This is a genomic window from Pseudoalteromonas rubra (genome assembly GCF_005887095.1).
Lineage (GTDB): Bacteria > Pseudomonadota > Gammaproteobacteria > Enterobacterales > Alteromonadaceae > Pseudoalteromonas > Pseudoalteromonas rubra_E.
In genome coordinates, this window is sequence record NZ_PNCI01000008.1 from 327549 (window position 1) to 347264 (window position 19716).

15 protein-coding genes and 1 riboswitch are annotated in these 19716 nt (G+C 50.6%); of the genes, 5 read left to right on the forward strand and 10 right to left on the reverse strand.

The window, feature by feature from the left end; all coding sequences use genetic code 11:
* The first annotated feature begins 74 nt into the window (after positions 1-74).
* A complete protein-coding gene (locus tag CWB99_RS04825) occupies positions 75-2648 on the forward strand; it encodes a bifunctional diguanylate cyclase/phosphodiesterase (protein ID WP_138550839.1) in 2574 nt (857 codons plus the stop codon).
* Here the strand turns inward: CWB99_RS04825 and rep are convergent.
* Positions 2645-4657 carry a DNA helicase Rep gene (gene rep, locus CWB99_RS04830; protein WP_138550840.1) on the reverse strand — a complete coding sequence of 671 codons (2013 nt, stop codon included), beginning with the start codon at positions 4655-4657 and terminating at the stop codon, positions 2645-2647. The two genes, CWB99_RS04825 and rep, sit on opposite strands and share 4 nt — an antisense overlap.
* Before the next feature lie 127 nt (positions 4658-4784).
* On the opposite strand from rep, the gene ubiK reads away from it, so the two are divergent.
* Entirely contained in the window at positions 4785-5057 is a 273-nt protein-coding gene (ubiK, locus tag CWB99_RS04835) for a ubiquinone biosynthesis accessory factor UbiK (protein WP_054014907.1), read from the forward strand.
* A 3-nt stretch (positions 5058-5060) separates the two neighbouring features.
* Here ubiK and can read toward each other — a convergent pair whose 3' ends face one another.
* From can to ilvG, 8 genes are all read right to left on the reverse strand, one after another.
* Positions 5061-5729, reverse strand: a complete 669-nt coding sequence (can, locus tag CWB99_RS04840; RefSeq protein WP_138545212.1) for a carbonate dehydratase — start codon at positions 5727-5729, stop codon at positions 5061-5063.
* A 9-nt stretch (positions 5730-5738) separates the two neighbouring features.
* Entirely contained in the window at positions 5739-6932 is a 1194-nt protein-coding gene (locus tag CWB99_RS04845) for a methyltransferase (protein WP_138550885.1), read from the reverse strand.
* A 75-nt stretch (positions 6933-7007) separates the two neighbouring features.
* Positions 7008-8063, reverse strand: coding sequence for an ABC transporter substrate-binding protein (locus tag CWB99_RS04850; RefSeq protein WP_138550841.1), 1056 nt, complete (start codon positions 8061-8063; stop codon positions 7008-7010).
* Positions 8064-8125: 62 nt separating this feature from the next.
* Entirely contained in the window at positions 8126-9670 is a 1545-nt protein-coding gene (ilvA, locus tag CWB99_RS04855; RefSeq protein ID WP_138550842.1) for a threonine ammonia-lyase, biosynthetic, read from the reverse strand.
* 2 nt (positions 9671-9672) lie between these two features.
* Complete coding sequence (gene ilvD, locus CWB99_RS04860; protein WP_138550843.1) at positions 9673-11529, reverse strand: dihydroxy-acid dehydratase; 1857 nt, start codon at positions 11527-11529, stop codon at positions 9673-9675.
* 110 nt (positions 11530-11639) lie between these two features.
* Positions 11640-12563 carry a branched-chain amino acid transaminase gene (locus CWB99_RS04865; RefSeq protein ID WP_138550844.1) on the reverse strand — a complete coding sequence of 308 codons (924 nt, stop codon included), beginning with the start codon at positions 12561-12563 and terminating at the stop codon, positions 11640-11642.
* Positions 12564-12581: 18 nt separating this feature from the next.
* Positions 12582-12821: an acetolactate synthase 2 small subunit gene (gene ilvM, locus CWB99_RS04870; RefSeq protein WP_010383772.1), complete on the reverse strand. Its 240-nt coding sequence runs from the start codon at positions 12819-12821 to the stop codon at positions 12582-12584.
* A 32-nt stretch (positions 12822-12853) separates the two neighbouring features.
* Positions 12854-14509, reverse strand: coding sequence for an acetolactate synthase 2 catalytic subunit (gene ilvG, locus CWB99_RS04875; protein ID WP_138550845.1), 1656 nt, complete (start codon positions 14507-14509; stop codon positions 12854-12856).
* A 471-nt stretch (positions 14510-14980) separates the two neighbouring features.
* Here ilvG and CWB99_RS04880 point away from each other — a divergent pair, with 471 nt between their 5' ends.
* Positions 14981-15898, forward strand: coding sequence for a TraB/GumN family protein (locus tag CWB99_RS04880; RefSeq protein ID WP_249331690.1), 918 nt, complete (start codon positions 14981-14983; stop codon positions 15896-15898).
* A 96-nt stretch (positions 15899-15994) separates the two neighbouring features.
* Entirely contained in the window at positions 15995-16609 is a 615-nt protein-coding gene (locus tag CWB99_RS04885) for a hypothetical protein (RefSeq protein WP_138550846.1), read from the forward strand.
* Here the strand turns inward: CWB99_RS04885 and CWB99_RS04890 are convergent.
* Positions 16593-18347, reverse strand: coding sequence for a response regulator (locus CWB99_RS04890; RefSeq protein ID WP_138550847.1), 1755 nt, complete (start codon positions 18345-18347; stop codon positions 16593-16595). The genes CWB99_RS04885 and CWB99_RS04890 overlap by 17 nt on opposite strands.
* A gap of 174 nt (positions 18348-18521) precedes the next feature.
* A riboswitch (Lysine riboswitch) is annotated at positions 18522-18698 on the forward strand.
* A 113-nt stretch (positions 18699-18811) separates the two neighbouring features.
* On the opposite strand from CWB99_RS04890, the gene dapA reads away from it, so the two are divergent.
* Complete coding sequence (gene dapA / locus CWB99_RS04895; protein ID WP_138550848.1) at positions 18812-19708, forward strand: 4-hydroxy-tetrahydrodipicolinate synthase; 897 nt, start codon at positions 18812-18814, stop codon at positions 19706-19708.
* Positions 19709-19716 lie beyond the last annotated feature (8 nt).

Below are 19716 nucleotides of genomic sequence, written 5' to 3' on the forward strand. Positions count from 1 at the left end.
TGCACTTGACCCCCCATTGTAAAAATGAAAATATAAGAACAATAAATAGACAATAATAACTCTTGGTTTCATCATTGGAAGATCCCAGCGTCTTAGTTCGCAAACTGACTCGAAAAAACCGCCGTTTAGAGTCCTTGCTGAAAAAATACAAACAAAACTCGCACTTGCAGCATGCTTTGATCCAATTATCAGAGCAGGCCAGTACGGTTGCAGAGTTGACGCTGCTGTACCCCGCTATTCACAGCATTTTAGAGCAGTATCTACCCAGTAAAAGCTTTTATGTCGTGCTACAGAACCAGTTCACTCAAGGCCTGGAGCTGTCTTATTTTGTTGATGAGAAAGATGGCATCTCAGTGCCATTGCACGAAGCAAATCACTTTAGCCAAGGGATTACCGGCTACGTCTTTAAAAATCGACAAACCTTGTATCTTAAGCGCCAACAAATGGAGCACATGAGCGCTCAGGGCCTGTTTAAAGCACTGGGAACTCAGGCCGAGCACTGGGTTGGCGTGCCTATTTTTAGAGAGAAAACCATCATAGGTGTGATGGTCTCGCAAAATTACTCTCCGGATCAGTATTACAGTGAACAGCAAGTCGAACTGCTGGAAGTCATGTCTTTATATCTGGCAACGGCAATTGAGCGCGTTAAAAAGCGCGAGCTGTTAGAATCTGAGGTAAAAATTCGAACCCGAGCTCTAATGCAGAGTAACGAGGCACTTAATACTGAAATAGAGCAACGTAAGCGGGCACTGGAACGACAGCAGATCCTATTTAAGATCGCCGAGTTAGCCACCCAGTTCAGTGACATAGACGATGTTTACCAGCAAGTTCACCAGATCATGCGTTCCATCACCTTTGCTGACAACCTCTTTATTGCACTGCATGACAAAGCATCCAACTGGCTGACTTTCCCGTACAGCGTAGACGAGATGACAGATTACAAACCTCGTCCGTTTGCTAATGGCTACAGTGAACTGGTGATCACCACTGAGCGCAGTCAGCTGATCGACACCAAGCGCGCTCAGGTTCTGATTGACAATGAAATCGTCAAACGGCCCAACAACTATCAGCTAAAGAATGCAGCCACCAGTTGGCTGGGCGCTCCTCTGAAAACGGCAAAAGGGGTCATAGGGCTGATTGCCTGCCAGGCATACAACCATGAGTACGAATACAATCATGAAGATGTTGAATTAATTTCATTTGTCTCGAATCAGATTGCCTCGGTTTTACAAACCCATTTGGCTAATCAGGCCCTCAAGGCCAGTAACCTGGAGCTGGAGCATCGGGTTGCGGAAAAAACCAAAGAACTGCGCCAGACTAATTTGCATTTACAAATGCAAATAGAGGAAAGAAAGAAAATTGAGCAGCAGCTTTATCATGATGCCCATCATGATCCGCTGACCACGTTACCAAATCGCCTGCTGTTTCTCACTCAGCTCGAAAAAACCTTACAAAAATACCAGCGTTACCCGGAAAATAATTTTGCCGTTTTATTTATCGACCTCGATAAATTTAAAGACATCAATGATGAACTAGGTCACCAGGCTGGCGATCAGTTTTTAATCTGGGTCAGCAAAGCATTTGCCGAGTGTATTCGCGAACATGACTTACTGGCACGACTGGCGGGAGATGAATTCGTGATCCTGCTGGATCACCTGAGCGATCGCCAACAGGCCGAAGACGTTGCTAAGCGCCTGATCAGAGTAATGCAGCAGCCGTTTTGTATGAAGGGCGTATGCATGCAAAGTGGCGCCAGTATTGGTATTACCTATAGCAACAAAGATTACAAGAATACCGATGAAATCATCCGTGATGCAGATGCGGCCATGTACTATGCCAAAAATGCAGGCCGGGGACGATACGAGTTTTATCATCCGCTGCTCAGTGCAGCCAGCACGCAAAGCAAACAAACCGAGTATCACCATCTCAGTGCATTGCCAGTTCATTTCCGCAGTACCGAAATCGTTAGTATGACCAGTCACGGTCAGCAAATCGTCATGCTGGAAGCGTTTGGTGAACACCCTGTACTGGGCAGTACCAGCTTCGATATCCTGAAGAAGTTTGCCGCCGCTAAAGATGAGCAACTAAAAATCGAAATGCAGTTACTCACTCAGGCGCTTGATCAGGCCAGCAGTATTGCCAAAAGCAGTGACATCGATGTGTTATTTGCCTGCTCCTGTGCCATTTTGGAAAGCACCACATTTGGTGAACTGAAACAACTTCTGATCCCCAGAGCCAGCAACTTATGCTTATTGTTCGATGAGAATGAGATCCGCTATGCCTCGAGTATGCAGCTCGAAAACCTCAAGGAGTTGTGTAGCCAGGGCGTTGCGGTTGGTCTCAATGACTTTGCCAAAGATCGCTGCGATCTGGCGCTGGTCAGTCATATTGATTTTAAATACCTGCTACTCAGTTCAACGTTCAGTAAACGCGTTTTACAGCAAAATAGCTATGATGTGCAGCTACAAGGGATCCTGGCCGTCACCGCGCTGAAAGCGATTCAGGTTATTGCTAAAGGCCCGGCGATCCTGAACTTCAGAAGTCTGCTGGAACGTCATGGGCTCAGCTTATTTTTTGGTAAACAGCAGAGCTTAACTGGGTCGAACCAGAGCGACACGTGTTCCGCTCACGAGTCGCTGCCGCTTTAACGCTTTAGCATGGCCCGTAGATTTGCTACCCGGGCCTGACCTTTCTCCATACGCTCGGCCTGTGACTGCACGGGCTTTTTACCCTCACTTTGAATGTCATCCTGCGGCATTTCCTGCACAAAACGACTAAGCTCCGGAGTGATCTGCTCACCGAACTGACGCCGGCTCCTGGCATAGGTCATGGTCAACGTCTGCTGAGCACGGGTTACGCCTACATAGGCCAGACGACGCTCTTCCTCAACATTGTCCTCGTCAATACTGGTCTGGTGTGGCAATAAGCCTTCTTCCATTCCCACCATAAAGACGTGCGGATATTCCAGTCCTTTCGAGGCATGTAAGGTCAACAGTTGCACTGCATCGCTGTCGTCTTCCTCTTCGTTACGCTCCAGCATGTCTCGTAAAGTTAGCTTACTGACCACCTCAGGCAAGGTCATGGGTGGGTTGTCGGCATCGCCCGTAAGCATGTCGCTGATCCAGCGATACAGTTCAGACACGTTCTTCATGCGCATTTCGGCGGCTTTGGCACTGGGCGAGGATTCATACAGATAGGCTTCGTAATTGATCTCTCGCACCATGTCCTTGACAGCTTCCAGGGTACCTCCACGGGTGGCCCTGTCGCTCAGCTCCACCACCCAGCGGGCGAACCCCATCAGGGCGTTCAGACCACGGCCACTGAGGCGCTGCGGCAGCTCAGGTTCAAAACAGGCAGCAAATAAACTGATGTGTTTATCATTGGCCAGACTCCCCAGCTTCTCCAGCGTCACCGGCCCGATCTCACGGCGCGGGGTGTTTACAATCCGCAAGAAGGCATTGTCGTCGTCCTGATTCACCAGCAGCCGCAAGTACGCCATGATGTCTTTTATTTCACTGCGGGCAAAAAACGACATACCACCGCTGATCTTATACGGAATGCGGTTGGCCATCAGGGCTTTTTCGAATACCCGCGCCTGATGGTTACCCCGATACAAAATGGCGTAGTCTTTGTAACTGGTGCGCTTCATAAACTTATGAGAAATGATCTCCGCCACCACCCGCTCGGCTTCATGCTCTTCATCGCGGGTTGGGATCAGCCGCAGTGGATCGCCATATCCCAGCTCACTGAATAGTTTTTTGTCGAACTCATGGGGGTTATTGGCGATCAGAATATTCGCCGCTTTCAGGATCCGCCCGGCACTGCGATAGTTTTGTTCCAGCTTAATCAGGCGCAGCCCCGGAAAATCTTTGCTCAGCAGCACCAGATTTTGTGGCTTTGCGCCACGCCAAGAATAGATGGACTGGTCGTCATCCCCTACCACGGTAAAGCGAGCACGTTCGCCCACCAACAATTTTACCAGCTGATACTGACTGGTGTTGGTATCCTGATATTCATCCACCAGCAGGTAGCGAAAACGCGCCTGCCAGCGCTCGCGCACTTCAACTGAGCTGTTTAATAACAAGGTTGGGATCATGATCAGATCGTCAAAGTCCAGCGCGTTATAAGCCCTGAGCTGGGTCTGATAACGCGCATAAAGCTGGGCAAACAGCGCTTTTTGTGCCTCACCGGCTTCACGGATGGCCCGTTCAGGCTGGATCAGTTCATTTTTCCAGTTACCAATTTGCATTTTCAGCAGGTTGAGCAGATCTTTGTCGCGATCCAGCTCTTTTTCGGTCAGTTCAGCCAGTAACTGATGCGTATCCTGATCGTCAAACAAGGAAAAACCAGGCTTGTAACCTAATGTTTTCACCTCTTTTTTGATGATCTCCAGCCCCAATGTGTGGAAAGTGGAAACCCATAGCCCTTTGGCTTCTTGTTTACCCAGTGTCTGCGAGACCCGCTCACGCATCTCTTTGGCGGCCTTGTTGGTAAAGGTCACCGCCGCAATATTACGCGCTTTGTACTCACATTTTTGCACCAGATAGGCAATTTTATTGGTGATCACCCGGGTTTTACCAGAGCCGGCACCGGCCAGTACCAGACAGGGTCCGCTGATATACTTAACGGCTTCGTCTTGTTTCGGGTTCAGTTTCATAATCTGTGATCACCTTTAGTCAATAAGCTGCTAAGTTTACCGTAATGCTCAAGTGGATCCCAAGCGCTTTTAACCGGTGACCGCTTTAGGTAAGATAGAGACAATAATCAAGCTTAGAGGCCAGCCCATGATCAACCCAGCAAAAATTGAAGAAATCGCCAAGCAGATCTCCAGTAACATGCCACAAGGTGTGAAAAATCTGGCAGATACCTTTGAAAGCAAAACCAAACAAGCCATTCAAAATAAATTGGCAGAAATGGATTTTGTCAGTCGTGAAGAATTTGATATTCAGAGTAAAGTGCTGATCAAGACCCGTGAAAAGCTGACAGAGCTGGAAGCCAAAGTGGCTGAACTGGAAGCAAAACTGGCTACTCAGAATAACGACCAGCCAGAGCAGTAATATCTACAGCTGGTATCGCTTAGCAAGGTCTACCAGGGCCCGCTCGTAGTGCGCTGCCAGTTGCTCTTCATACTCAATCTGCGTATTGAGCTCCTTCAGCAGTCCATCTGCCAGGCCATACACCCAGCCATGAATGGTTAGTTTCTGCCCTCGTGCCCAGGCATCTTGTACCACATTGGTTCGACACACATTGCGCACCTGTTCGATCACATTGAGCTCACACAGGGCATCGCAACGCTGATCAGGATGGATCTCATTGAGCATCGCCTGATGCATTTCTTTGACATCACCGACATGGCGCAGCCAGTTATCGATCAAGCCTAAACGCGCATCTTCCAGCGCAGCGCGAACACCGCCACAGCCATAGTGCCCCACAATCAGCACATGCTCGACTTTAAGCACCTCGATGGCATACTGCATCACAGATAAGCAATTATGGTCGGTATGGACCACCACATTGGCCACATTGCGGTGAACAAATAAATCTCCCGGCATTAAGTCGACAATCTGATTGGCCGGTACCCGAGAGTCGGAGCAGCCGATCCACAAATAATTAGGATTCTGCTGCATCGACAGCTTGGCAAAAAACTCCGGGTTATTGGTCTGAGTCTGTTTCGCCCACTGGCGATTGTTGTTGAGCAAGTGTTGCAGCTGGCTGTCAGACTGACACATGGCTTTTCCTTATTCTGCTGACTGACACCGCGTAGCCTGAATTAAGATGTTTCTTGGTGTCAGTGATTTATGACAAAACTCTGAGAGGCTGACATCATACCCAGCTTGCTCAAGATATAATACCCTGTCGAGCACCAGCCACACTTCTATCGCGCGGCGAAAGGCGTGGCGTACCAGCTCGATACGCTCTGTGATGCGCTGACGTGCCCGCCCTTGCGCCAGGTAATGGTCAGCATCAAAGTGTGCCGGTAAGTCTAGCTGTTTTTGTTCTGCCGCCCAGTGACAGAAATCAACAAACGACCCGGAAAAAATCGCCTTATTCACAGAGGGCACACTCAGATATTGAGTATCACCTGTTACATCACGACGCAGTGCATCAAAGGCCAGTCGCCACTGCACTTCCCGCTTGCGTACCTTAGCCACCCGGCCCGGCGCGGTAACCGTTTCCTGCAGTGCCAGCTTCATATCACTGTGTGACAAACTGAGCGTGCTCTGTGTGGCAGCATCGCTCATCGCTTGATAGGTAGGTTCAGTAAACAGATGATAACAACAGGGCGACAGGCTGATCTGCTCACACCCTGCGGCGCTGGCCTGTGCCATAAAAGTTTGATGCAGACGACCACACGCATGCAGCGCAACCGCCTGTTGTTGTGGTTTAAAATAATGCGCGATGGGATCTTTAAGCACGTCGGCACAATGAAACGTCATGGCCAGGCCTTGTTGTTGTGCACTGTGTTGTCCCTGCTGACACAAAGCAGCCTGCAACTCCACGCTGTCAACATGGACAGCTCCTTGATAAGCCAGCAGGCGGCCAAGATGGCCTTTCCCTGCACACCATTCAAGGACAGGTAATTTTGTCTGAACTATCTGACCGACAAAGTCTTGTAACTGAGTCAGCTTACGACCTTTAATGCCATTGCTAAGCCAGAAGGGAAACTCTGGCCGAGTCGCAGGTTCCAGTGTCAGTGCCGTCAGTGTTGGTAACTTTGACAGTTCAGAAATGTGCGGTGCAAGAAACGACAGCAACGCTGCCGGCTCGTGGTCCAGTGCCGTCACTTCTTCATCATCCAGCGACAGCAACGTACTTTTGAGTTCAGGCCAGGGAATATCGGTATGATCGAAGGCCAGCAACTGCCAGTACTGACGGGTGTCCGCAAGCAGAGCATCCAGGGCTATAAACTGAGAATGAAAAGAACTGCGCATACAAATCACCGGCACCGAACGAAACAAAGGGCGCTCATTGTATGCGTTCATGCCCCGCTCGCAAAGCACTGACAGTCATTTTAAGGTAAAGCGTCGGTGGCGGAAAAAAATGAGGTGTATGTACATGGGCACACAAATCACTGCCACTATCACCGCTAAGGTCAACATCCACGACCAGCTGGTTTCTTCCTGATCCGGTTCAGTATAAATAAACTTTTGTTTTTGCTCGTGAAAGTGGGCAAGATCGAGCCGGTAAAGCTGAGCAATCCACAACCAGCGTGCCTGCGACATTGCGCCCAGAGCAATCCCGGGGGCTTTAAAAAAAGGCATCAGTTTGTCTGCTTCATCAGCCAAAGCTTCAATGCTCTTAGCCGTCGCATACTCAGCGTGTGTCACTGCAAGTGCCTCGTCCGGGTTACTCATGGCGTAGCGCCAGCCCTGCAAAGATGCCCGGCGAAAACGCGCCACGGTGTCAGGTCGGTAGTTCAGCACATCTTCAGAGGTAAACAAGATATCGGCATACACATTCAGACCAAAGTGTTTTGGGCAGATCTGCCGCGTCGCCACGCCTTGCTGCGCAAGTTTATAGGGCTCATTTGAAATATAAACCTGCAAGGCATCAAAATGCCCGGCAATAAAATCTTTTATGGGCTCTAACCCGGCATAGAGTGGTAACTGGGTCACGTCAATCCCGGCGCGTTCGAGCATCACAACCAGTTCAGCGCCCTCTACCCTGCCCAAATGACTGATCTTCTTTCCCGCAAAATCTTTAGGCACATAAATGTCGCTCTCGGCGCGGACCATCCAGCAATAGGGAGAAGACTGAAAAATCGCTGCCAGCGCAACCAAAGGCTTGCCTCTCAGGCGCTGCTGCAAAATGCCTGAGTGTGTCACACCGAACTGTGCCTGCCCCGACAAGACTTTAAATTGCTCGTCCGGGTTATCCGGATCGGCTGCGACAATTTTGACATTCAGTCCCTGCTGGCGGTAAAAGCCTTTTTTTTCTGCCATATAGTAGCCAGCAAACTGGAACTGATGGGTCCATTTAAGTTGTAGTGTCACGTCTTCCAGTGCAGCGAGCATATCACACCACAGCAGCACGACTGCCAACACCAAAGGGGTATAACTCATTATGATATGTGCCCGGAGCCTGCCTTGTTACAACTATAGAAGGCACCGGACGGATTGCAAAGCTAGCTGACGCGACGCTCTGCCTGTGGGATATCGTGCTGAAGATACTGTTTGAAACACGGGTTATTCGTTTCTTCCTGATACTGGTAACCCAAACGCTGCAGATGCTCGTCAAAGCGCACACTGTCCTGCGCCCCCAGTTCAAACGCCGCCAGTACATTACCCTGCGCTGCACCATGGTTACGATAGTGGAATAACGTGATGTTCCAGTTGCTGCCAAGGGTATCTAAAAAGCGCGCCAGTGCACCGGGATATTCAGGAAACTCAAATCGAAACAACCGTTCGCTCAGGGCCACGGGCGGTTTCCCCCCCACCATATAACGAATATGCAGCTTCGCCAGCTCGTTATCAGACAAGTCCGTAAACTGATAATTGGCATCTCTGAGGCTGGTTTTGAGCTCCTGAAGTTCCTGCTCGCCGCCACGTAATCCGACACCCGCAAATATCTGGGCCGTTTCGCCACCGGCATATCGATAGTTAAACTCAGTGATCGCACGACCCGACAGGGCATGACAAAAGCGTTTAAAGCTGCCTTTAGATTCTTCTATGGTCACCCCCAGTAACGCCTCGCTGCGTGCACCCAGCGCCGTACGCTCGGCAATATATCTTAAACGGTCAAAATTGAGGTTGGCACCAGACAATACAGAGGCCAAGGTTAAACCATGTTCATCGCTGCTCTGGCACCATTTTTTTAAACCCGCAGTGGCCAGTGCGCCGGAAGGCTCTGCAATGGCCCGGGTTTCAACAAAAATATCCTGCACTGCTGCACAGATCTCATCCGCACTCACAGTGACAACCTCATCACAGTATTGCTCGGCAAGGCGAAAGGTTTCACTGCCAATGAGCTTTACCGCAACACCATCGGCAAAGCTGCCAACGCGTGCCAGTTCAACCGGATGCCCGGCTTCCAGTGCCGCTTTCAGACAGGCACTTTCTTCAGCTTCAACGCCCACCACGCGGATCTCGGGACGCAATGATTTAATGTACACGGCCATTCCGGCCAGTAAGCCTCCGCCTCCAACGGGTATAAATACCACATCCAACTGATGCAGCTGTTGCATCAACTCTCGTGCAACGGTCCCCTGGCCGATGATCACGTCTTTATCATCAAATGGTGGGACAAACACACCACCTTCTGATTTACATAAAGATTGGGCGTACTCCTGCGCAGCATCAAAATGATGACCATGCAAAACCACTTCTCCCCCCTGATTACGCACCGCGTTGACTTTGATCTCAGGTGTCGTCACCGGCATCACTATGATGGCACGATGACTCAGATGTGCAGCGCTCAACGCCACCCCCTGAGCATGATTGCCAGCGGAGGCCGTCACGACCAGACTGTTTGCGGGCAGCTTGCTCAGCTTGTGATAGGCACCACGTAATTTAAACGAATAAACCGGTTGTTGATCTTCGCGCTTGAGCCAGATCTGATGTCCGAGCCGGGCGGAAAGCCCGCTCAGCTCACTGACCTCGGTTTCCCGGACCAGTGGCGAGACATTGGCCTGCACTACAGCACGAAAGTAATCGAGCTCTTTTGCCACCATGATTAACTCAATGCCTCCAGCTTCTCAAAATCGCGTACCGCGCCTTTGTCTGCGCTGGTCGCCAGCAGAGCATAGGCTTTCAGTGCTGGACTCACATAACGCTGACGGTCCAACGGCTTATAAGCCATTTTACCGCGGGCGTCTTGCAGCTCTTTACGTGCTTGCAGCTGCTGTTCATCCAGTAATACATCAATGCTGCGCGTAGGAATATCAATGCGGATCATATCGCCGTTTTCCACCAATGCCAGCGCACCACCGCTTGCGGCCTCTGGTGAGGCATGGCCAATCGACAGACCAGACGTGCCACCAGAGAAGCGGCCATCGGTTAACAAGGCACAGTCTTTATCCAGCCCCATGGATTTGAGGTAGCTGGTCGGATAGAGCATTTCCTGCATACCCGGGCCGCCTTTGGGCCCTTCGTAACGGATCACCACTACATCGCCCTTTTTCACCTTGCCACCAAGGATCCCCTCTACGGCATCATCCTGAGATTCAAACACCACCGCCGGACCTTCAAAGCACAGCATGTCATCATCGACCCCGGCACTTTTCACGATACAGCCATCCAGCGCCAGGTTGCCGGTCAGTACCGCCAGCCCCCCATCCTGACGAAACGCGTGTTCAACACTGCGAATACAGCCGCCCTCGCGGTCCAGATCCAGCTCGTCCCAGCGACATTCCTGGCTCATCGCCTGTGTAGTACGCACGCCTGCGGGACCTGCACGATAGAAAGTTTGCGCGCGCTCATTATTCGGATCCGTGGCATCCCAGCGTTTGATCACCTCACCAAGAGTGCCACCTGCCACATGCCCCACCGCCAGGTCGAGTTTATCGGCTTTGGCCAGTTCATTGAGGATAGCCATAATGCCACCAGCCCGGTGGACGTCTTCAATGTGATATTGCTGGGTTGCCGGTGCCACTTTACATAAGAAAGGCGTGGTACGAGACAAGCGGTCGATGTCGGCCATGTCGAATTCAACCCCACCTTCGATGGCCGCAGCGAGCAAGTGCAGTACAGTATTAGACGAGCCGCCCATGGCAATATCCAGGGTCATGGCATTGGTAAAGGCGGCCTGGTTGGCAATGTTACGCGGTAAGGCTGCTTCATTGTCTTTGCCATAATAGTCTTCGCACAACGCCATGATGCGTTTTGCAGCCCCTTCATACAAGAAGCGACGATCGGCATGGGTAGCCAGGGTAGTGCCGTTGCCTGGTAATGCCAGCCCCAAGGCTTCTAATAAACAGTTCATGGAGTTGGCGGTAAACATGCCTGAGCAGGAGCCACAAGTTGGGCAGGCTGAACGCTCCACTTTGTCTGAGTCTTCGTCGCTGACACTGGGGTCGGCGCCTTTGACCATAGCATCAACCAGGTCGAGTTTAATGTCGATGTCGGCGAGGCGTGTTTTGCCCGCTTCCATCGGACCACCTGAGACAAAGATCACCGGGATATTCAGCCGCAGTGCCGCCAGCAGCATGCCCGGGGTGATTTTGTCGCAGTTTGAAATACACACCATGGCATCGGCACAGTGAGCGTTAACCATATATTCTACTGAATCGGCGATGAGATCCCGCGAAGGCAAAGAATACAACATGCCACCGTGACCCATCGCAATGCCATCATCAATGGCAATGGTGTTAAATTCACGTGGCACACCGCCGGCGTCCCGGATGGCGTCGGCCATCAGCTCGCTGAGTTGATTTAGGTGCACGTGCCCGGGCACAAACTGGGTATACGAGTTCACCACTGCCACGATGGGCTTATGAAAATCACTGTCGGTCATGCCAGTGGCGCGCCATAGTGCGCGAGCGCCTGCCTGTTGTCTGCCTTCAGTGGTTGTTTTGCTGCGTAACTTTGCCATGTTGACCCCTTATCCAGTTTGCGCTGCCTGGCTGGCAACGGCTTTCCTCATTCCAAAAAATGTATACCGGACCAGTCAGTCCGGCGTGTATTTAGTAACAGTGCCTGAGCTTATTGGTTTACGTAGTCCAGCCAGCCTTGCGGATCGTCACTTTGCCCTTTCACCAGATCAAAGTACGCCTGCTGTAACTCAGCCGTGATCGGCCCACGTTTACCATCACCGACCTGAATTTGGTCAACGCTCCGAACTGGCACGACTTCAGCTGCGGTGCCTACCATAAAGAACTCATCCGCCAGATACAGACCTTCACGGGCGATTGGCTCTTCTCTGACCTCATAACCCCGAGCTTTTGCCAGATGCATAATGGTATCGCGCGTTAACCCAGGTAAGATGCTGGCCGTTGCGGGAGGCGTGAAGATAATGCCTTTTCTCACCACAAACAGGTTCTCACCGGCGCCTTCACTCAGATAGCCGTTGACATCCAGTGCGATACCTTCAACATAGCCGTGACGCTTAGCTTCTGCCGTTATCAGCTGGGAAGACAAATAGTTACCGCCTGCTTTGGCTGCGGTTGGCATAGTATTCGGCGCAAGTCGTTGCCATGAAGACACACACGCATCTACGCCTGCTTCAAGGCTTCCTTCCCCCAGATAAGCGCCCCACTCCATTGCCGCAACGGTCACTTCCGCGCGGTGTGATTTAGGGTGGACGCCCAGACCAACGTGGCCTAAAAAGGCAAACGGACGCAAATACGCATTGGTAAACCCATTCTCTTTGACCGCATCTTTACACGCCTGCATGATTTCCTCTTGCGTATATGGGATCTCCATACGGTAAATTTTCGCAGAGTCAAATAAACGCTGAATATGATCCTTGAGACGGAATATCGCCGGACCCTTAGGCGTATCATACGCGCGGATCCCTTCAAATACGGAGCTTCCATAATGAATGGCATGACTGAGCACATGCGTCGTTGCTTGCTCATAAGGGATCAATTCGCCGTTGTGCCAAATGTATTGTGAAGTTTGTGTCATTACTTAAAACCTTATTTATTATATTGCCTGCTGTAGTGTGTGCAGATCGACTGACTGCACTTCAACCAGCTTATTTAATTGTGACGTCAATAGATAGATGGGTTTGTCACTATCTACCGTCATTTTGACGTGAAATAACTCTTCGTGACCCTGCAGCTCTAATTGGGTCAGGCGAAACCCGCGATGACGGGCGACGCGCAAAAAACGCTCGACGGCGATGGCCTGGTTGTTTACCGCTACGGTGAGTTGATGTTTCATGGTGTTCGCTCCGTCAAAGGAAATCAGTAAAGTTAATTTTGCTGTTGCGATTGCGTCAGCATTTCATGGTTTGCCGCGCCCGGCGGTACTAATGGCCAGACATTTTCTTTATCATCGATGCAGGCATGCAATATATAGGGGCCCTTTGAAGCCAGTAGCGCATCGACCGCACCATCAACTTCATCCGCACGAGTGATGGTCTGCCCCGGTATACCGAACACCGCCGCCAGCTGCACAAAATCTGGGTTATCTGACAAGTTGGTCTCACTGTAGCGGCCATCAAAAAAGAGCTGTTGCCACTGGCGTACCATGCCCAGACGCTGGTTATCGAGAATGACAATTTTAACTGGCAAGTTGTTGCGTCTTATGGTGGCCAGCTCCTGAATATTCATCATGATCGAGCCATCCCCGGATACCGTGATCACCATGTCGTCAGGCCGGGCAACCTGAGCACCGATGGCAGCCGGTAAACCGAATCCCATAGTGCCTGCGCCGCCACTGCTCAGGTGATTACTTGGATGACTGAAGCGCATATGTTGTGCCACCCACATCTGGTGTTGGCCCACATCGCAACACACCACCCCCGTATCCGGCATCAAGCGACTCAAACGGTTTAGCAGATAAGGGGCGAACACTTTGTCGCCGGGGTAGTCGTAACGCCATGCGTGCTGTTCGGCCAGCGCGCTGATGTGCGCACGCCAGGGTGCCGGTGCAAGCTCGCCCTGTAGTAAAGGTAGGGAGACTTTTAGGTCCGCGATCAATGAAGCCGCAGCCGGTTTACGCTTGCCCACTTCAGCCGGGTCGATGTCCAGGTGGATCACTTTGGCGGCGGCGGCAAATTTAGCCAGGTTGCCCGTTACCCGGTCGTCAAAGCGCGCACCGATACATACCAGCAAATCACACTCCTGCACCGCCAGGTTCGCAGCCTGGCCACCATGCATACCCAGCATCCCCAGATCATATGCATAGTCGGGCTTTACGCTGCCCAGTGCTTTGAGTGTCGACACCGCTGGCATCTGTGTGCGTTGCAAAAAGGCCATCAACTCGGCTTGTGCATCTGCACTGTGGACACCGCCACCGACATAAGCCACCGGCTTTTTCGCCTGCGCCAATAGCGCATTAGCTTTGTCCAGCTCAAAACTCGACAATGGCGTTGGCTGATACGCCTCTGCTTGCCAGCCAGTCACCGGAACCTGAGCCTGCTGAATGTCTTTCGGAATATCCACCAACACCGGGCCTGGACGACCTGACTGTGCAATATGCATGGCCTCCTGCAACACTTCTGCCAAATCCTCACCACGTTCAACCATGAAACTGTGCTTAGTGCAGGACAACGACATGCCCAAAACATCGACTTCCTGAAAAGCATCTGAGCCAATCGCCGCGGTAGGAACTTGTCCGGTGATCGCGAGCAAGGGCACTGAGTCCATCATTGCATCGGCCAGTGCTGTCACCAGGTTAGTTGCACCAGGGCCAGATGTCGCAAAACACACGCCCAGCTTACCTGTGCTTCTGGCATAGCCAACCGCTGCAAACCCGGCGCCTTGCTCATGGCGAGTCAAATAATGCTTCAGCGGCGCACCGTATAGCGCGTCGTAAATCGGCATGATGGCTCCACCCGGATACCCGAATACTGAACTCACCCCTTGTTTTACCAACATGTCTATTACCAATTGTGCGCCTGTCATTGTTTTGCCCATTGCCCTTTGTCTTTGAATTTGGCCCTAAAACGAAAAAGCCCCCCGAACTTCTCAGTGCGGGGGGCTTTTTGCTAATACTTTTTAAACAGCACTAACCAGCCCCCGCGGTAATAATAATCACCACGTTGATAATCACGACTAGTAGAGAAACTGTTTTCATCATGTCACTGCTCTTTAAATAAAACCGAATACATTGCACGCGCTCGAAGCGCTCCTGTGTGCTCTTTTTTTATTAGTAACCCGCAAGCGGCTAACAAGTCAACCCTCAAAACTATGCTAATTAACAAGCATTGAAGATGTGTTTTTAAAAATAAATCTAAAAAAATCAAGTTAAATGAATAAAAAATACCATTTTAAAAACTCACCCTACCTTAAAACCAAAGAGAGTATTTTTTCTCACACGATTCATCCTTACGCGCCACAACATTAAATTTTTATGATTTACTCCGGGAATTGATTATGATGTACCCACTTTTATCGAATTCGGAGGGGATCATGCCCCACTTTACTCGCCTGACCCTGTTGTTCTTTGTGCTTGTAGTCTCACTACTGAATCACCCCGTCACAGCCAAACCAGCCCTGTGGAGTGTGGAAAAAAACGGCGTTACCTCATATTTATTCGGTACCGTTCATGTTGGTGACGCGTCTATGGAAGGGTTAGACCAACGCCTCAAAACCGCCATAGCAAATAGCCAAACGGTAGTGGTAGAACTCAATACCAAAGCCATCAGCACGGCAGAGCAGCAACGCAGAACCTTGCCATTTATGCTGCTTGAGCAAGGACAAACACTAAAAACCACTCTGACAAGCACAACCTACCAGCAAGTTAAACAGTACTTGTCAGCACGTGATATTAAGATAGAGCTGTTCAGTCATTATCAACCCTGGTTTGTGATGCTCACTATTTTGCAGCTGGAATACACCAAAGCAGGGTTCGGTGAAGAGTTTGGCATTGACGGGCAAGTCATAGAGTACGCCACTCAGCTCAACAAGCCGATTATGGAATTAGAAAGCCTGGAACAACAGCTCACCATATTCACGGCTTTAGGCACGCAAAGTGACGCCATGATAGTCGACACACTCAAGCAGGTTAAAGACTTTGACCGCTATTTCACTAAGATGCTCACAGCCTGGAAACAAGGCGACTATCAACAGCTTAATGTATTTTATGATATGAGTTTTGATGACACCGAATATGGTCAGCAGGCAGAGCAAGTCATGCTTATTGAGCGTAACAATGCCTGGGTGAAAGCGCTCATACCCAAGCTCGTCAACAGCGCGCACTTTATTGCTGTCGGCGCACTGCACTTGCCCCAAAAACACGGCCTGATCAGCCAATTTAAAAACCAGGGCTTCAAGGTCCAGCGTATCCATTAATCACCTGAAAAGCGGCTTTTTTGAGTCGCTTTTAAACCTTTTCATATTCGTGTGCGTCACACAGATATCAATACGATATCAACAAAGGACAACAGGATGAGAATCAATCTGATCACTGCCGCACTACTGGTACTGAGCGCAACAACTCAGGCGGATGAAACACGCACATTAACCCACTCCTTCGACATAGCTGACAGCTCAGAGCTGGAAATTCAGTTTCCAATAGGCAAGCTCAAAACCGTAAGCCATTCAGGTAAAACGATCGATGTGACCATTGAGCTTGAGCCCGCTGAGCACGATATAGATTGGTTGCCAGACGCATTGGCAGATGTGCAATTAGACAGTCGCCGCGAAGGGGATGATCTGAGCCTGAGCATCAACAATAAGTATGTAAAGCAAAGCTGGACGGTTAAGGTGCCGGAATCAATGGAGCTGGATATCGAAGTTGACGTAGGCAACGTCAAGCTCCTCGGTTTGAACAATGACGCCGATGTTGAAATTGGCGTCGGCAATGTCAATATTGAAACTACGGTCGGCGATTTTCGCCGGGTACGATTCGATGCCGGCGTAGGGAAAACACGCTTATCTGGCATGCCCGGAGAGGTTGATACCGAGCGCAACATGGTAGGCGAAACGCTGCGTTACCGGGGTAAAGGCGAGCACAGCATTGATATTGAAGTCGGCGTTGGTAATATCACTTTGCATCGTTAGCAGACAAAACTTTCATCAGAGCCCGCTCCAGAGCTTCTTGATCCACTGGCTTAAACAAATAATCGGTCGCGCCAAGCTGCATGGCCGATTTAATTGCCTGCTCAGACGTATTGGCCGTCAGCACCAAAATCGGTGTCGACAGCGCCAGCGTCTGACGGATCTCTTTGATTGCTTTAAATCCATCCATGATCGGCATATTCAGATCCATCAGAATGACGTCAAAAGACTGATGGGCCAGGACCTCAATAGCCTGCCCACCATGGCTGGCATGGATACTGGTTAACTCCAGGTTTTCAAGCATTTTTTCGATGATTTTTGCATTCAGCAAATCGTCTTCAACCAGTAGCACTTTGCAGCGGGTAATGCCGTTCATCTGATCCGGCTCAGGGAGACGTTTCAGAGGTACACTCAATGACGCTTTAGTACCATGCGGCCGGCGGGCAACGAACGACAACTCACCAGACATAATTGCCAACAGTAAATTGCAGCGTGCCAGCCCCAATTGTAAGCCCTGAAAGTGGTGCCTGTCCGAGTTGTTTTCTGTAGGGGGCGCATTCACATGCGCCATGTTAAAGCCAGGGCCGCTGTCTTCTACCTCACAATAAAAACGCCAATTTAACTCGTCCTCTTCAGGGTTGGCCTGCTCAACCCACGCAGACAAAGTCACGACTCCCTGATCGGTAAATTTCACCGCGTTATCGAGCAACTGCCCAATAACCCAGCTCAAACGTTCGTGATCACATTCAAAAATTTTCTCGGTATGGCTGCTAAAATGGTAGCTAAAGCCTAAGCCTTTTTCTTTTGCTAGCAGACGATAAGTAGCGATGGATTGCCCCAGCGTATCAGTTAAGCGCGCCGGGTGAAAATTGAGTTCAGGTTGTTGCTCATCAGACAATCTATTGTAGTCTTCCACAGAGGCAATCAGGGCTTTCAGCTGCTGTGCCGCCTTGTTGGCCTGCGCCAGATAGCCCTCACGCTGAGATTCCTGGTATAAATGTAAATAACCCAATACCGCCTGCAAAGGCGTGCGTAATTCATGGCTGGCGCGAGCAAGAAACATCGCGCGGCTTTGGTTGGCATGTTCTGCTTTCAAACGCGTTTGCTGTAAGCGCTCAATTGCGCTGGCAATACTGCGCTCCATAGGAAAAAAGATCCACTTGATCTCAGCAATAAGCAACACCAACCCTACCAACCACATCAGTAACTGCAGATTCCTTAATTTCTCGATCTTCTGATTGGCTGACTGTTCGAACAACAGCACAGCATGATCTAAATCTTGTAGTAGCAATTGAGAGCGGGTATGTATCTCCTGGATCTGGTCCAGGCTCGGTTGCTCAGCGGTGCTTGAGAGCAGAGATAAATACTGCTCTAACTGGTTGTGTAAATCCCCCGGCTGCTCAAAATACCAGGCATGCAGTTCGGTACTCAGATGCAGGTAACCGTCGCCATCACGCTTGGTCAAAAAGGTGTGGTTACTTCGCAGCAGTTGCAGCGCGTTGCTCAGAGCCTGACGGTCTGCTGCGACATTACGCTCGCGCATAATGATCACATATTCCAAATGCAATGCTGCCTTTTGCGAGAGCATACGCTGCATGCCCGCCACATTAATCACTCTGGCAGCCTGCTTTTGCTGGTCCAGTAAATACAAGGTCAAGCTAGTTGTCATGGTCAGCAACAGCAACATAATCACCAGAGCCACCAGGTATTTCAGGCGATAGCGTGTAACCAGATTGTTCAAATTATCCCTCCATTTACCAGCCGATTCGTCCTGGCTTCTGACTCATTCCCAGTTTAGATTAAATTTCAAACTTTTGCCGACGGCGACTTGACACCCAGACGGCCAAAATGTTTCAATGCGCCCGTACCCTATTTTATCCAGACGGCCATGCATACAAAAATGTGTGGGTGTCTTAGGGCTGGAAGAGGTGCGTTATTCAGGTATTTGAGTGGAGGAGAGCAAACTCCCGGGAAACTCAAAGAGGGGAATTAACGCCGAGAAACACTGTATTTTGCTTGCACAGAGTTTCGGGCGACTGGGCTGAATCCCAGCGACTGTCACCAACACATTTGGTGGAGAGCTTCTGGTCTTAGAAACAATATGGCCAGCGGCCTATTCTTTTTAAGTCCATTGCTCTTCGAATTTTAAACGGTTCGGAGCAGGACACTTCCCTGACTACCGGACCAGCAAGAAGTTCGGTAGAGATGAAATCACACACTTTGTTATCTGACCAGTTATCTGACTACCCGTTATGGACCGCCTTAGTTACGCCCTTTGATGCGTGCGATCAGGTCGATTATCACAGCTTAGAGCAACTCGTCGCTCAGCAAGTAGAAGCAAACAATGGCATTTTGCTGTTGGGTAGCACCGGAGAAGGATTGGCCCTGACCCTTGCTGAACAACACAAAATCGTTGAGTTTGTTTGTGCATTGAAGCCTTCCGTACCCATTATGGTTGCGGTTGGCGGTATTAATCTGTCAGCCCAGCTGGAATGGGTTGAGTTTTGCAATACACAAAACATTGATGCGCTGCTACTGGGCTCCCCGCTCTATGCCAAACCCGGTGTCGTTGGTCAGACTCAGTGGTTCGACGCCTTGCTCAGCGCCACTTCTCTGCCATGCATGTTATACAATGTGCCCGGTCGCAGTGCTGTTGCCATTGCCCCTGAAGTGCTGACCAACCTGGCACATCATGACAATTTGTGGGCACTCAAAGAAGCCAGTGGTGACATTGCGACGTTTGAATCTTTCCGCCGCGCACTGCCGAAACTGGCGATATACAGCGGTGACGATGCTTTGCTTCCCTACTTTGCCCAGGCCGGTGCCGCCGGTTTGGTTTCTGTGGCAGCCAACGCCTGGCCAGTTCAAACCGCCGAGTTTGTGCGCCGAGCACTCAGTGGCACCAGCCCAAACCTATTTACCATCTGGGCCGACGCCATCAGTAGCCTGTTTGCCGTTGCAAACCCCATCCCGGTAAAAACGCTCATGCACCTGCAAGGTAATCTGGCAACGCCTCACCTCAGGCCGCCTCTGACGCACCTGGAACTAACCAATAATGCGGCTCTGAGCGCCGCCAACGAACAGATTTTATCCTGGAATTAAGAGAACCC